This window comes from Bradyrhizobium sp. CCBAU 53351 (assembly GCF_015291745.1).
In the GTDB taxonomy this organism is placed as follows: domain Bacteria; phylum Pseudomonadota; class Alphaproteobacteria; order Rhizobiales; family Xanthobacteraceae; genus Bradyrhizobium.
In genome coordinates, this window is record NZ_CP030060.1 from 142,108 (window position 1) to 155,625 (window position 13,518).

Annotated in this window: 15 protein-coding genes; 9 read left to right on the forward strand and 6 right to left on the reverse strand. The window is 57.4% G+C overall.

Going from position 1 to position 13,518, the window contains the following annotated elements:
* Positions 1 to 8: 8 nt before the first annotated feature.
* The 6 genes from XH83_RS35660 to XH83_RS35685 form a co-directional block, all read right to left on the reverse strand.
* Complete coding sequence (locus tag XH83_RS35660) at positions 9 to 431, reverse strand: histidine kinase (protein WP_128929725.1); 423 nt, start codon at positions 429 to 431, stop codon at positions 9 to 11.
* Between the two features lie 2 nt (positions 432 to 433).
* On the reverse strand, positions 434 to 970 hold the full coding sequence (locus tag XH83_RS35665; RefSeq protein WP_128929724.1) for a hypothetical protein: 537 nt from the start codon (positions 968 to 970) through the stop codon (positions 434 to 436).
* A gap of 32 nt (positions 971 to 1,002) precedes the next feature.
* The gene (locus tag XH83_RS35670) at positions 1,003 to 1,896 is read right to left on the reverse strand and encodes a hypothetical protein (protein ID WP_128955094.1); all 894 of its coding nucleotides are present in this window, start codon (positions 1,894 to 1,896) and stop codon (positions 1,003 to 1,005) included.
* A 106-nt stretch (positions 1,897 to 2,002) separates the two neighbouring features.
* Positions 2,003 to 2,236: a hypothetical protein gene (locus XH83_RS35675; protein ID WP_128929722.1), complete on the reverse strand. Its 234-nt coding sequence runs from the start codon at positions 2,234 to 2,236 to the stop codon at positions 2,003 to 2,005.
* A 1,209-nt stretch (positions 2,237 to 3,445) separates the two neighbouring features.
* Positions 3,446 to 5,239: an HrpF/NolX family T3SS translocon protein gene (locus XH83_RS35680; protein WP_128929721.1), complete on the reverse strand. Its 1,794-nt coding sequence runs from the start codon at positions 5,237 to 5,239 to the stop codon at positions 3,446 to 3,448.
* A gap of 715 nt (positions 5,240 to 5,954) precedes the next feature.
* Positions 5,955 to 6,626 (reverse strand): nodulation protein NolW, encoded by a 672-nt coding sequence (locus XH83_RS35685; RefSeq protein WP_128929720.1) that lies wholly within the window; start codon positions 6,624 to 6,626, stop codon positions 5,955 to 5,957.
* A 207-nt stretch (positions 6,627 to 6,833) separates the two neighbouring features.
* Between XH83_RS35685 and XH83_RS35690 the strand changes: the two genes are divergently transcribed.
* From XH83_RS35690 to XH83_RS35730, 9 genes are read left to right on the forward strand one after another with little or no spacing between them, the layout of a single operon-like run.
* Entirely contained in the window at positions 6,834 to 7,349 is a 516-nt protein-coding gene (locus tag XH83_RS35690; protein WP_232995593.1) for a nodulation protein NolB, read from the forward strand.
* 10 nt (positions 7,350 to 7,359) lie between these two features.
* Entirely contained in the window at positions 7,360 to 8,226 is an 867-nt protein-coding gene (sctJ, locus tag XH83_RS35695) for a type III secretion system inner membrane ring lipoprotein SctJ (protein ID WP_128929719.1), read from the forward strand.
* Positions 8,227 to 8,236: 10 nt separating this feature from the next.
* The gene (locus XH83_RS35700; RefSeq protein ID WP_232995592.1) at positions 8,237 to 8,869 is read left to right on the forward strand and encodes a nodulation protein NolU; all 633 of its coding nucleotides are present in this window, start codon (positions 8,237 to 8,239) and stop codon (positions 8,867 to 8,869) included.
* The gene (gene sctL, locus XH83_RS35705) at positions 8,866 to 9,489 is read left to right on the forward strand and encodes a type III secretion system stator protein SctL (protein ID WP_128929718.1); all 624 of its coding nucleotides are present in this window, start codon (positions 8,866 to 8,868) and stop codon (positions 9,487 to 9,489) included. Before XH83_RS35700 ends, sctL begins: the two co-directional genes overlap by 4 nt.
* Positions 9,486 to 10,841 carry a type III secretion system ATPase SctN gene (sctN, locus tag XH83_RS35710; protein ID WP_128929717.1) on the forward strand — a complete coding sequence of 452 codons (1,356 nt, stop codon included), beginning with the start codon at positions 9,486 to 9,488 and terminating at the stop codon, positions 10,839 to 10,841. The genes sctL and sctN overlap by 4 nt, the downstream gene beginning before the upstream one ends.
* Entirely contained in the window at positions 10,817 to 11,353 is a 537-nt protein-coding gene (locus tag XH83_RS35715) for a hypothetical protein (RefSeq protein ID WP_128955093.1), read from the forward strand. The genes sctN and XH83_RS35715 overlap by 25 nt, the downstream gene beginning before the upstream one ends.
* Before the next feature lie 44 nt (positions 11,354 to 11,397).
* On the forward strand, positions 11,398 to 12,471 hold the full coding sequence (gene sctQ, locus XH83_RS35720; protein WP_128929715.1) for a type III secretion system cytoplasmic ring protein SctQ: 1,074 nt from the start codon (positions 11,398 to 11,400) through the stop codon (positions 12,469 to 12,471).
* Entirely contained in the window at positions 12,464 to 13,129 is a 666-nt protein-coding gene (gene sctR / locus XH83_RS35725; RefSeq protein WP_128929714.1) for a type III secretion system export apparatus subunit SctR, read from the forward strand. The genes sctQ and sctR overlap by 8 nt, the downstream gene beginning before the upstream one ends.
* A gap of 1 nt (position 13,130) precedes the next feature.
* Positions 13,131 to 13,406 (forward strand): EscS/YscS/HrcS family type III secretion system export apparatus protein, encoded by a 276-nt coding sequence (locus XH83_RS35730; RefSeq protein ID WP_128929713.1) that lies wholly within the window; start codon positions 13,131 to 13,133, stop codon positions 13,404 to 13,406.
* Positions 13,407 to 13,518: the final 112 nt, after the last annotated feature.

Genomic DNA, 13,518 nt, shown 5'->3' on the forward strand with positions numbered 1-13,518 from the left:
GAAGCCTGTTATTGTTTGATTGGAGCAGCGCTCCGCAATGAAACATAGCTCTTGAAGAGTGCGCGTGCCTCGGCCATGCGGCCGGCCTGACGAAGCGCATGACTGCGCAAGACCATCAAAGGCAGGCGCGAAGACGGGTCGTCGTCAAGCTTGTCTAACCTGTCCAGTGCCGCCAATGCGTCGTCACCGTGGCCCTCCGAGATCAGAGCGTAGACCAGAATGCGGAGCAGCTCGACGTCGTAAGAATGTTCGTGAGCTACGATTTGCAACAGAGCCAGGCTCTGTGCGCTCTGACCGCAGGCAAGATGGACATACGAAAGCGCGCAGAGCAAATCACGCTCCCTTCTTGTGATGTGCAAAACCTCACCGGCACGTGATAAGTGTGGCGGCGGAGCAGGTGTGAGGTGTTGCTCTCCGTCAGGCGCGGCCATTGCTAGCCTTTGATTAAACCGTTGTCATTCTGCCGGAGCAGAATTAACCGTCGCAGCTCCAACTGCACAATCGCGAGGTCTTCACGAGACACCGAACTCTCTGGCGCGGCCGAGAGCGTATCGGCCAAACGCTCGAGAAGAATGCCCTGCTTCTCTGGGCGCAAAACATGCGAATGAAATAGGCGCGGCGTGACAAAGGAGAGCAGGTTGTCCGCGAGACTGGGACCATTAAGCCAAGCAAGTTCTGAGCCTGGCTTGATCTCACCAATCTCGCCGCGCGCCTCGTTGACATTGACGCGCGAAACGGGATCAATAGAGGTAAGGTCCAGTGCGGTTACGATCGCGGAGACAACAGGCAGATCTTGCGGGGGATCATCCTGGAAAATCGCGAAGCTCTTGCCACCATTTGCATGAGTTCTCTCGATTGCGGATTCCGTGGCTCTAGCAGTCGCCGGCGTAATAGCAGGTGGGTTGTCGTCGACCTTGAGCTCCTCAAAAGAGGCGCCGGGCTCAAGCGAATGCTCAGACAGCCTAGTCATGAGTCTTTCCTCCTTATTCGCGGGCTGAAACTCTAATAGGGGAGGGCAACAAGCCGGCCGTTCCTGCTCAGCAGCAGACGTCGTTCCTCAATCCCATTGACGGTCCATCCGTTATTCAACAGCGCGCCCACGAAATACTTTTGACCAGCGATGACCAGATATGGCTCACTTCCTCGCCAAACGGCTTCGACGGAAATCGAGGACGGCGTCTTCTCCTCCCTGATGGCGACTGCATTGACGAGAACATATGCGTCCTTTCGATCGCGATCGAACCATTCTTGAACTTCCCGCCACTTTGGGAGAGAAGCGCGCGTTACGGTACCGTCAGCAGCGACAACACCCGGCTCAGATCGGACTTTGATATCAAAAAGGCCCGCTCGATCAACTTCCTCTTGCAGCCGTGTGGCAGCTGCTTCGGCGGTCGGAGCATCAGGAGCGTTGGGCGCCAGCTTAGGTGCAACGTCGACGTTACGGTGCAAGTCGGCGTTCACGTCAACAGCGCTGTCCGTCTCGACGAAACTCGTTGAGACGGCGCCGACCGCGACGGAACTGATCAGGACAGAGGCGAGTACCGCGGTCGATCCGAGCCAGCGGCTGATGGAGCCAGCTTGTTTGGAATCCTCTATGGAACAACGGATGGACATCTCGCCCGCATGGATGACGGCGGGAAGAGAAACAGCAACGCGCTCGTTCGGGAGAAGTGCCCGTTGTCCCTCTATCCTTACTTGCGGCGCAAGAGGCTCGATTTCAATCGAATTGTGATGGGGGGTGATACGAAAGTGATGACGTTCGAGCCCTTGTTCGATGAAAACCAAGTCAGCATCCAGGTCGCTACCAATCAGGCTCGATCCAAAGCCCAATTTGCCGGTCAGCCCGGAGTAAAGCCCCGACAGCACCTCGAAATGCAGGGAGTGTGGTTCATTCACGGTCGACGGTCTCCTGAACAGCGAGAGAGCCGTACGGCTCGTTGCGAGCTTTGCAGCTTACGCAGGCGAAGAAAGGTGGAACGACGACGTCGTCCCACCTCCTCCGTTACTGCACCCGCTCGTCGGCGACCTTCTTGATCGTCGTGAGCTCTGTTGAAACGATGCGAAGTTGCACATCCCTCTCAGTCGCTTTGGTGGTTTCAGCAGTCAGAGCGGCGATTTGGGCGTGCCAAGCGGCGTCTCCGGTGACTTCAGCAGCTGCAGCACCAACTGCGGCCGTAGCGGTGCCAGCGGCCCCCCCTGCGACCGAGGCAGTAGTCGCACCAATTTTAGAAGGCATATTGTTCTCCTGTGTGTTCGGGTGTCGCCGCTCCTGGCGGCTCCTATTTCCCGACGCCGCAACATCCGGCGTCAGGAATCCTCCTCGCTAATGGCCTCATGGAAACGAGCCATTGCATTACTTGCCATTTGGACAGCCGCGGCTCCGAGAGCGGCGTTGAATGCTTGGCGCAACGCGGCCTCTTGCGAGCTACTGTCCGGAGTTGACGTGCCATTTCCAGCGCTGCTTGTACCAGGCGATTGACCATGATTGTCATTGTCGTCGGGTGTGCGGGAGCCGTTCTTGTCACCACGAGCAGCATGGAAGTCAGGAGCAACGCGCGCAGTGGCGCTTGAACTCGGAATGCGCATTAAAGGCGTCTCCTATGTCAAGGTGGTCATGCCGTCGTGGCTTTCCTCACTGTGCGAGCATTAGCTTTCGACAAGCTGACGGATCTCAGAAATTCAACCGGTTTTGGCGGATTAACGAATTCGACGTGATTGGTGCATCGGCCACGTGTGGAGATCAGACAGTTGGCACCAAGAAAGACGATCATGTTATGAAGCCGGTTGATCGGGCGGTCTCGTTGATCATCAGGCTTTGAGGCCGAGATGCTATAACGTCCCGCTCGCCGTCGCCGGCGGCATCTCCATCAGGTAAGGCATTAAGACATTTCTCCCTGCCAAGCGCAGGCGGCGATGTGCCTAGATCGGATCAAACACGACCTGGAATGTTAAGCGTGCTGAAGCGATTAGAGCGTCAAGGCAAATCCGCCAAGTCTGCTAAGCCCTCAGCGTCATCGAGCACTTTCCCGCTGAGCGGGCAAAGGGCAAGCCTCGAGCGGTCGCCCTTGGTCTCATTCGTTCTGCCCTATTGCGCATCTCAGTGCGGCGTGTGCCTTCTCGTCGACATCATCTCGTTCTGTCCCGGTGTTAAGAAAGTCGACAAGTTCAGCGTCGGCTGTTGGAACCGGACGGCCGCCTATCGAACTGTTGCGACGACGTGCCGCATTTGGGGCTGCTCTCGAAGCACCGGTCGAGTCCAGCCAAACATAAAGCGGGCCATGGTGAAAACCGGCGAAGCAAAGTCGTCGGATGTGGGTAAGGAGCTCGAACATGCTGGCAAAGCTTGCGAGCCCCTACCGGTTTGGAGTGGAGACCCAACCGCACGAGGGCTGCGCAAGCTCGTCTAGCCACGCAGTTGTGAGCCGAGAGCCCCAAGTCACTCTGACTAGCTGTAAACGCCTGCAGCTTGCATGTCCGCGGACTCAATCCGCTCCTTTAGGGAGTTCAAATAGTCCTCCGCGTAAGATTGTGCCATCGAGACCGGAAGGTTGACGCCGGCCGTCGCGGCTTCTTGAATTGCCTGCTTCGTCAAGCCTTCGCGCATGGCTAGTTTGACCTCCGGGCCGCCGATACAACCCACCGCCTGTGCCGCAAGATTGAGTCCCGCTTCTTCCAGCGCCTGCTTTATGTTGCCGCCTGTGATGGCTGTGTGCAGAAGATTTGCTGCTTGCGCCTCGCTCTCGAGTATCATTGACGCGAGATCGGTCAATTCCCCCAAACCTGGAATGAAGCCGAGTACACCAACTGCCGTCGCAGCCCAGTCAAGCACGTTGGAGCCCACCTTGAGCACTTCATCAAAGGCGTGCATGAAGGCACCTCCGTTTTTCTTGGGTGACTTGACGTCCGGCTGGTCCGCCACGCCCGTCATCATGTCCTTGACGGCCGCCTGGTCGGCAGCCGGCTGAACAGCGTGCTGCTTCAATTGGTGAGCGGTGCGGTTCGCGCCGGACATGTTGCTGAAGAAATGGGTGAAATCGTTACTGCTGATGTTGCCGGAATCGACCGTATGGCCGCCGCCGAAGTCGAAGAACTTGTGGTGGGTCTTGTAGCCTGTGATCGAGTTGTTCAGCAATCCGAACAAGAGAGGATCCGACAACAGCTGGGAGGCCGCCTTTCGCACGTCCGGGGCGAGACTCTTGTCATCGACCATACTAGTGAGCGTCTCCCGGGTCAGGTCACCCTTCCCGAAAAAAGCCGCTTGGTTCTTATTGATCGTACCTAGCGTATCCAACTCGGCATGCGTGAGGTTCATCGATGACGAAGCCATCTGCAAGAAGTCCTCTTTGTGGACCTTATCTACCGAGCCGCCATACAACTGTTTCCATTCCTCTGGATGATTGAGGAAGTATCTCGCGGCTGCGAGAACCTGAGGTGGGCATTTACCCGTTTTAGCCTCGCCATCAACGATCTGCCTGAAATCCGCGAGGCTCAGGTTCTTGGGCAAATTATCAGAATAGCGATAGAGCTCACGCAGTGCGTCGGTCTGGGTCATAACGCAGGGCTGGCCGTTTCCGGTGCCGTCCGACGGAACGTAGTTATGCTCGTAGCGCCGCGCCTGCTGCTCCTGGAATGCAGCCACTTGTGAGTGATGATCGGAGAAGCCGGAGAGATCTCCTGCCTTGATTGTCCCCCCGCAGCGGCCATCGCCTTGTGAGCCTATCGCATAGAAGAGCTCCGGATCCTGCTGCAATGCTTCGATCGCCGTCTTCAGATCCGGCGGTGTGGAGGGGTCCGTCGCCAAATCTACGAGCGACTTCCAATCTAGGGGGCATTTATCTTTATGACGGTTCAGCACCGACACAATCTGCAACTCGGTGTCAGTCAGAGTGCCACTGTTCCATGTAATCCGTGAGCTGGGTACTGGCGCCGCTGCAATCGCAGTGGAGGCCGCAGCAGAGGTTGACTGCGGGGGCTGGCTATACGCTTCTGCGTCCAATGCAGCCCTAACGTCGGGTGGCACGATATTCCCCGTCAGCTGTATGAGCTCCTCCGTCAGGTTCTTAGTCGACTCCGAGGCCGAATCCTGTGGTGCGGAATGATCGCCGGTCGTGTCATTTAAGGCGTAGCTCGCAAGCACCGCCTCGAAACTTGACAGCTCTTGCGCCGGAGTGAGCCCGGGGGCAAGCCCGGACAAAGCCACGTTCGAGTTGGCGGCGAGGGATAGGTTGTTGACTGACATTATACATCCTGTGCTGTGAGATTGCGCCACCGTCCTGTCACACCGTGCAGCCCGAGTTCGCGACGAACACCAAGTGTTGATGGGCAGATCCAACAACTCCTGGCGGCTGCTCCCGGCGGCTGAGTGAGCGTCCAGTGCTCAGGTCCCGATCAACAGGCTCATTGCCTGCTAGATATTCACCCCCTTTTATAGTAGCGGGAGTTAGCTTTCGAGAAGCTGACGGCGCTCAGCGGAATGCGCGAACGGACATGAATGCGGTGTTGCGCAATACCCGCATCCCCCCAAAAGTGTCTGCCACTCCGTCGCGTCCTCACGCGGCAGATGGCAAAAATGGGAACTCGGGCCTGCAATCCGCGGAAGATCGGCGCGGGTTCGTGCAACAAAATTAAATGATACTGCCGCGTCGTCTGGCGATGGCGAGTGGGCGCGCTTACGGCCCGTTACGAGAGGGTTAGCGTCTGCTCCGTCAGCGCCATGAAGCATTATGGGATCAGTCACCGTTTGCCGGCAAATGTACTCAAACGGTTGAGATCGTCGATCGTTGAGTGGAGCTAAAGCCGTAGCCAGCGCAAGAATGATGCTGCCCACCTTTCCAGTTGAAGGCATCACCGTCTAGGTCTCGGGCTCTCATGCCGACAGCATCAGCTTTCAACATGCTCACAAAGAAAGCCGCGACCGCATTGAGCGCCGTTGTAAGCGACTTTTGCTGTCCAATTCATCTCTGGCTTGGGCCGGGCGCGTGAGCCACGTTATCTTGATGCGTCGCCTCGGGCAAAACAGGTCCCTCCGGTCGTCCATCACGAATAACCGTACTTGAGGAGCCCCGAAACAACATCAAGACCGACGCGGGCGCCGGCTTTGCGGTTGTCGTAAGAGTTCGTCGCGCCTGGGCCTCCGCCACTAGGCCGTTGAGCATTTGGTCGACGAGCGCGATGAAGCGAGGCGGACCAGAAGCGAAGACCAGTCCATCTTCCGGTGCGGCTCTCACGACGTAGCGTTCATCGGAAATTTTGAGTGCATCGAGTGCCGCCTTGAATGCATCGAAAGTGACCGGGTTTAAGACAAGCAGGCGACTTTCCGCCTCGTGCGCGTCGGATACGTACAGCACCAGCCCGTCATAGTACCACTGAAGATTATAAAGAGTGGTCACGCGTTCGAGGAAATCTCGCGGCGCGAGATCCGGCATGCGCCCGCGAATCCGCCCCTTTACATGGGTGCTGACATTGATTCGAATATTCAAATTGTTGCCGAACTCCTGCAGTGCGGCCGCGAGATCCTGATCCAGAACTGTGTAAGTATAAGGCGTGGATGGCAGCTCTAGAGTGGCGCCGAGCGCCCTAACCGCGCTCAAGGAGATGAAAACACCAACAATTAGAATGTTCTTCAACGTGTGCAGCCTCGTGGTGTGGTTGAGTATTCCAGGCGGTCATGCGCTGGTACTCTTCCAAAGTTGGAAGACGAACTTCGTCGCAAATTGGAAGCCAATCGTGATTTTTGGATGACGTAGCTCTTGATCCACGTCAGGTTTTGGTCAGCTCGGCTCGCTAGGGTGCCGAGCCGTTCCCGGCAACGACAGCTAATAGACGCGAGAGCAATGATTCCTTCCGTGATGTTTGGCGCGATGCCGATCTCTGCCAACCTCGGCGAGTGTCTCACCGAGGGGTGTTCATCGGCGCCGGGCAACTTTCATGAGCATCTTGCAAAGGCGGCATCGAAACAAGGCGCCGCCTCTTTGGTGGCCGACAGCGCGTTGGCGCCACCTGTACCGGAGGTTCAGCGTGCAGTCGCGCAGACAGGTCCACTGGGCGATCGCATTCTGCAGAATCTTTTTGGAGCGCACTTAGGCAAACCATATCCTTCGACCGGACTCCCTTCGATCGGCGAGCCGGGCCCTTCGAAGAGCGTCCAGCTTGGGCCCGCCGCGCGGCCTATCTCGCGCTTGGACGGAGTCGATGTCCATGTTATCGGAAAACCAGAAGGTGCCGACAATTTCGAGTCGACGTTGCAGAATCTGCGGGATGTTTACAACGGCGTCATTCAGGTTTCGCTCATCTCCAAGAGTGCTGGCGCCGTCGGTTCATCTCTGAATAAGCTGCTATCAGCGGGCTGAGCGGCGGTTGATGGTTCTTTTCGCGCAAAGAAAGATCGGTCGCGGCGCGACTTCTGGAAGGCAGGTGCATGCCGTTCTCCTATTGCCGCTTGTGCTGTTGCTAGCCGGCTGCAAGGCCGATCTCTATACGAAAGTTCAGGAGCGTGAAGCCAACGAGATGCTTGCCCTTCTCCTTAGTAAGGGTGTCGATGCAGTCCGTGTTGTCGCTAAGGACGGTAGCAGCACGATTCAGGTCGAAGAAAAGCAATTGGCCGTTTCGATAGAACTGCTGAATGGCCAGGGCTTGCCGCGCCAGGTGTTTAAGAATCTTGGGGAGGTGTTCAAGGGATCCGGCCTGGTTGCGTCCCCAGTTGAGGAGCGCGCTCGTTACGTTTATGCCCTAAGCGAAGAATTGTCGCGCACAATCAATGATATCGATGGGGTTCTCTCCGCCCGGGTTCATGTTGTCTTGCCGAAGAACGACCTTTTGCGACAGGATGCGACCCCGTCCTCGGCGTCGGTCTTCATTCGACATGGTTCCAATGCGAACCTCTCAGCCTTGTTGCCCCAAATCAAGATGCTCGTCGCCAATGGCATTGAAGGACTATCATACGACAAGGTGGCCGTCGTTTTCGTGCCGGTTGAGCGAGCGCAGCATGAGATGTTCTCTGCACCAGCAGCTGCTTCGATCCACCCGACCAAGTTCACGTCAGCCACCTTTCTTGCGATCGTGGTCGGGGGTGTCGGCGCCGCGGTCGGCATTCTATCTTACGTGCTGCTGAGCACACGTGTGCGCCAGCTAGGTCAATTCTGGCGGAAAGTGCCGAATATTGACACAGCGGCGAGTATGCCCGCCGTCCTAGCCGCTGGCAAAAAGCGGAACTCCGATGCGAGATAGGCCGAATGCAATGTCCGCAACGATGACATCCAACGAACCAAATCATTTGCTCAACCAACATTCCGGTCGGCCGCGGGAGCTTGCTGCGATAATCCATCCAAGCCGTTTTGCTGAACGTCTTGATGCGTCGCTGGCGGCGTCTACAGTGCTGCAACTGCAGAAAACTCCCAGACTACAGGAAAGACTAGTCGAACTGCTCCTAGGCAGTGAACTGGTCTTGAAGGGAAGTAGCTGGGGAAGGGGCGCTTTGCTTGGGCATGATCCGCATCGTGCGGCATTGCTCGCTGGCGGCATTTGGCATGCCCGTTCGGTACTGAAGCTGGTGTCAAAGCATGATCTTGCTCCACTGATCGGAAATATTGGTGCGGAAGCACATGCTTTCGCTATCCGACATGTATCCAGCGCCGTCGAAACCCAATTGATTGTCGATCCGGAGCAACTTTCGCAGCGGATTGCACATGACGGATATGCCTGCCTTGGCGCTTTCCTCAAGCGAGCCTCAGAACTCGACCGTACGCGCGTGCTTCTCTGCTTGCCTGTCGGGACTGCCGCGGAGAGTCCAGCCGCCGAACATCACAAAGCCGCGGGCCAATTGATGTCTTTGGTGATGACCCATTTGGCCGCAGAGACACGGCCGGCATGACCGCGGGTGAGCCAGCATTGCCAGAACGCCCGCAGATACGTCCGGTGGGTCCAGTCATACCAGCCTCGGAACTTGGGATCTGGTGCGATGTGGTACAGACGCGCGCGCTAGCTCAGCGGTATCTACAGCAGGTTCGCAACTGGGCAAGGAACGCTTATCATCGCGAGCAGGCGCGCGGGCACTCCGAAGGCCTGAAGACAGGCTCGGACGAAATGGCGCGGCTGGTTGCTCGAGCTGCTTCTGAGCTGGCGCGGCGAAAAGCCGTGCTGGAACAGGAGCTGCCACAACTTGTCATTGAGGTCCTGAACGACTTGGTGGGCTCGTTCGATCCGGGCGAGATGTTAGTGAGGTCGGTTCGTCACGCTATCGAGCAAAGATATGGCGGTGCGGAATTGCGCCTTCATGTGTCTCCTGTGAACGTCGATGCCATGACATGCGAGTTCGCGTCATTCCATGGAACGCATGGGCGTCCGAAGGTCAGAATTGATCCGGACCCGGCTCTAACGCCGGACCAATGCGTTTTGTGGAGTGAGTTTGGTAATGTCGATCTAGGACTTGCCGCGCAGCTCCGCACACTGCGCCTCGCCCTTGCTCCGCCTGTTCAGGAGGACGAACAATGACTTCCCAAAGGCCAAGCTATGGCAATGCGGCTGCTGAAGGCGCGGTGCACGCAGCATTATCATCTCTGAAATCTACGGCAAAGCATGTCGATACGCGTGCTGTGCGCGGACGAGTCACCCGAGCCGTCGGCACCTTGGTCCATGCCGTGCTGCCCGGGGCCCACGTTGGGGAGCTGTGCCTATTGCAGGATCACAGTACGGGATGGTCACTTGATGCGGAGGTGGTCGGTCTGCTGCCGGATGGAGTATTGCTCACGCCAATCGGCGACATGGTAGGCATGTCTAGCCGTGCGGAAGTGGTTCCGACCGGGCGAATGCAGGAAGTTGCGGTCGGTGCCGATTTGCTGGGCCGCGTCATCGATAGCTTCGGCCGTCCGCTCGACGGGAAGGGGCCAATAAAGACGACCCACACTCGTCCCCTACGCGGCAGGGCACCCAACCCAATGAGGCGGCGGGGGATCGAGCAGCCTTTTCCGCTCGGCGTCCGCGTGCTCGACGGACTTCTGACGTGTGGCGAAGGCCAACGGATCGGAATCTATGGAGACGCTGGTTGCGGCAAGTCGACGCTGATGTCGCAGATTGTTAAAGGCGCGGACGCTGAGGTCACCGTCGTTGCGCTTATAGGAGAGCGCGGACGTGAGGTGCGTGAATTCATCGAGCGCCATATTGGCAATGCCATCGATCGGACGATCGCTGTCGTTGAGACCTCCGACCGGTCGGCAATGGAGCGCGCGCAATGTGCTCATACGGCGACGGCACTCGCCGAGTACTTTCGTGATCAGGGACAGCGGGTCGTTCTCATGATGGATTCGTTGACGCGCTTCAGCCGCGCGATGCGTGAAATCGGCCTAGCCGCGGGAGAACCTCCGACGCGGCGAGGCTTTCCTCCCTCCGTCTTTGCGCTGCTGCCGGCTCTGTTGGAACGTGCCGGTATGGGCGAGCAGGGCTCGATCACGGCCTTCTATACCGTACTTGTCGAAGGTGACGGGACAGGCGATCCAATCGCCGAAGAGTCGCGCGGTATTCTCGATGGTCATATCATTCTCTCACGCGCGCTCGCATCGCGAGAGCATTTTCCGGCCATCGACGTGTTGTCGAGCCGAAGTCGCGTGATGGATGCGGTCGTCTCTGTGTCACATCGAAAGGCCGCCTCTTTCTTTCGAGATCTTCTTTCGCGCTATGATGAGGCCGAATTTTTGATCAAGGTCGGTGAGTACAAGCCAGGGGGCGATCCGCTGACCGACCGAGCAATCGCGTCGATCGAGGACTTGCGGAATTTCTTGCGCCAGGGGCAGGATGAACCGTCCAGCTTTGAGGAGGCCATCACGTGGATGTCGCGTCTTACCGACTGAATCCCAGCCAAGCGTCGAAATTGCGGCTGGTGAAGGACATGAGGGAGCGAAGTGCGCTTCGTCAATTATCCAATACGCAAGCCGAACGCCAAATTGCGGTTAAAGCGATGGAGAAAGCTTCCAAGAATGCCGCCAGCGCCGAGAAACGCCGCGCAAGCCTCGAAGCTGAACTTTATTTAGAACTCGCATCGTCTAACAGGATGTGCGTCACCGAACTCGACCGTAGGCTTCATCTCGTCATTGGACGCCTCACAGCTGAGATCGCAACTGCACGCCAGGTGCTTGAGCAAGCGCGCATCGCTCAACAGCAGGCCCAGGCGGCGGTTGTTGAGGCGCGGGTCGTGTGGGCCAAGCGTTCGGCGGCGAGCCAGAAATGGCAGCAGATTGAGTGCGATGTGCAGCGCTCGACCAACGCTTGCTCGGAGTGTGCAGCTCAAATCGAAACGGACGATGAGGTCTTGCTCCGGTATCAGAGTGGCTCGCGAAGCCAGGCAATTGGCGTTTTGATTTAATGGCTGCTTCTCTTATGTCGGCGCGAACTGCCGACCCCGTGAACATGAGCGCGGAAAATGCGGTCGGTGAACCGGCACGATTCGTGCCGCGGCTAAGATTGTCGCATAGCGCGGTCTCGTGCCTCAATTTGATGGCCCCCCGGCGAACGGTTCTGAAGAGCCGCCTTGGCGATACGCCGGTCTCGATATGTATTAACCGGCTTGTGTGGCAGGCGCAGCAATCGACCGCGCCGATGCTTGATTGTGTATTTCGCGTCGGAGCCGAAATGGCCGTCTTGTCGGTGCCGCGCCAGTTGGCGGAGGCATTGATTTCGACAGTGCAGCATGGCCTTACGTTACCTTCGGACCCAGCCCGCTCTTTCGTCCTCGAACTTGCGCTTGAACCATGGTTCACTCGAGTAGAGCATCTGCTAGCGCAGGATTTGCAAATTATCCGCATCGACGAAGCAACGATGGAAGGTCCTTATCTGGAACTCGACATCGTCTACGGGGCGCTCGTGGGCAAGGCGCGGCTGTTCCTATTCTCGTCTCTTGAGGGTCCGGTTCCGGCTGCCTTCTGTAAGTTAGGCGAGATGCTTGGCCAATTGCCCCGAGAAATGCGCAAGCTTTCCCCGGAGTTGCCCATCATGGTTGCCAGCGAGATTAGCTCGCTGCGCGTGTCCGTCGGGCTTCTTCGCCAAGCACAAACTGGCGATGCGCTGTTGCCGGACGTCATTCCCTTTGCGAGCGGTCAGGTCATCCTGACTGCGGACAAATTGTGGGCGCCGGCGGAGATTGCTGGCGACAGACTAATCTTGCGGGGACCCTTCCGCCTGCAACCCCACCCTCTCAAGAGTGCATATATGACAACACGACCCCAAACCCAGCCATCGACCCTGCCCTCGGAAACCGACATCGACAGCATTGAGATTACGCTCGTGTTCGAATGCGGCCGTTGGCCTATCCCGCTGGGTACGTTGAGGAGCGTCAACGAAGGGCATGTCTTTGAACTTGGCCGTCCCGTTGACCGTCCGGTTGACATTGTTGCCAATGGTCGATTGATCGGCCACGGCGACATCGTGCGTGTCGGGGAGGAACTGGCCATCAGGCTACGTGGTGGGTTGGCGGTCAATGACTGACATTCAGCCAGGCATTCCTGCACTTCTTGCAGCGACGGTCGGTCTCGGTCTGCTGGCGTTCGCAGTTGTCACGACGACGGCATTCATAAAAGTTTCCGTCGTTCTCTTCCTCGTGCGCAACGCGCTCGGAACCCAATCCATACCCCCGAACATCGTTCTGTATGGCGCTGCATTGATCCTTACGGTCTTCATTGGTGCTCCAGTGCTGGAGCAGATCTACAACCACGTTACCGCCCCGCAACTTCACTACCAAACGCTCGATGACTGGGCGACAGCCGCTAAGGAGGGAAGCGAGCCGCTGCGCGCTCACCTGAAAAAGTTCAGCAGTGAGGAGCAGCGCACGTTCTTCCTGTCATCCACAGAACATGTTTGGTCAGAGGAGATGCGGGCAAACGCTACAGCGGATGATTTTGCGATTCTTGTACCGTCCTTTCTGATCTCGGAATTAAAGCGTGCCTTTGAAATCGGCTTCCTTCTCTATCTTCCATTCATCACGATTGATCTGATTGTAACGACGATTCTGATGGCCATGGGCATGTCAATGGTATCGCCCACAATGATATCTGTTCCTTTTAAGCTCTTTCTGTTCGTCACGATCGACGGATGGTCGCGGCTCATGCACGGGTTGGTGTTAAGTTACGCCACGGCCGGAGGTTAATATGGACGAGACCAGCATCCTCACGCATTTGACCCGATCGCTCGTCCTCTTCATGATGTGGGTTCTGCCACCGCTCCTAGCAGCTCTCGTGGCCGGCTTGGGTGTTGGCATAATACAGGCGGCAACGCAGCTCCAGGATCAAACCTTGCCCCTAACCGTGAGGCTCCTCGTCGTCGTCGCCGTGCTCGTTCTGTTTTCTCGGGTGCTGAGTGCGCCGCTTATCGAACAGGCCAAACATATCTTCACGGAGTTCCCCTCTCTCACATCGAGGTATTAGTGAGGAACCGAAGGCCGAGTTTGTGAGGACAAAACCGCCCATCGACATCACCGGTGAATTACCAAAGTGGCTGGCCAGTTTGTCGAGCGAGCATGAGAGTATGGGGATCGAC

Excerpts from the sequence above, each read along its gene's own strand:
- XH83_RS35660 (WP_128929725.1), bottom strand. The coding sequence starts at position 431 with ATGGCCGCGCCTGACGGAGAGCAACACCTCACACCTGCTCCGCCGCCA.
- XH83_RS35665 (WP_128929724.1), bottom strand. The coding sequence starts at position 970 with ATGACTAGGCTGTCTGAGCATTCGCTTGAGCCCGGCGCCTCTTTTGAG.
- XH83_RS35675 (WP_128929722.1), bottom strand. The coding sequence starts at position 2,236 with ATGCCTTCTAAAATTGGTGCGACTACTGCCTCGGTCGCAGGGGGGGCC.
- XH83_RS35680 (WP_128929721.1), bottom strand. The coding sequence starts at position 5,239 with ATGTCAGTCAACAACCTATCCCTCGCCGCCAACTCGAACGTGGCTTTG.
- XH83_RS35690 (WP_232995593.1), top strand. The coding sequence starts at position 6,834 with ATGATTCCTTCCGTGATGTTTGGCGCGATGCCGATCTCTGCCAACCTC.
- sctJ (WP_128929719.1), top strand. The coding sequence starts at position 7,360 with ATGGTTCTTTTCGCGCAAAGAAAGATCGGTCGCGGCGCGACTTCTGGA.
- XH83_RS35700 (WP_232995592.1), top strand. The coding sequence starts at position 8,237 with ATGTCCGCAACGATGACATCCAACGAACCAAATCATTTGCTCAACCAA.
- sctL (WP_128929718.1), top strand. The coding sequence starts at position 8,866 with ATGACCGCGGGTGAGCCAGCATTGCCAGAACGCCCGCAGATACGTCCG.
- sctN (WP_128929717.1), top strand. The coding sequence starts at position 9,486 with ATGACTTCCCAAAGGCCAAGCTATGGCAATGCGGCTGCTGAAGGCGCG.
- sctQ (WP_128929715.1), top strand. The coding sequence starts at position 11,398 with ATGAGCGCGGAAAATGCGGTCGGTGAACCGGCACGATTCGTGCCGCGG.
- sctR (WP_128929714.1), top strand. The coding sequence starts at position 12,464 with ATGACTGACATTCAGCCAGGCATTCCTGCACTTCTTGCAGCGACGGTC.
- XH83_RS35730 (WP_128929713.1), top strand. The coding sequence starts at position 13,131 with ATGGACGAGACCAGCATCCTCACGCATTTGACCCGATCGCTCGTCCTC.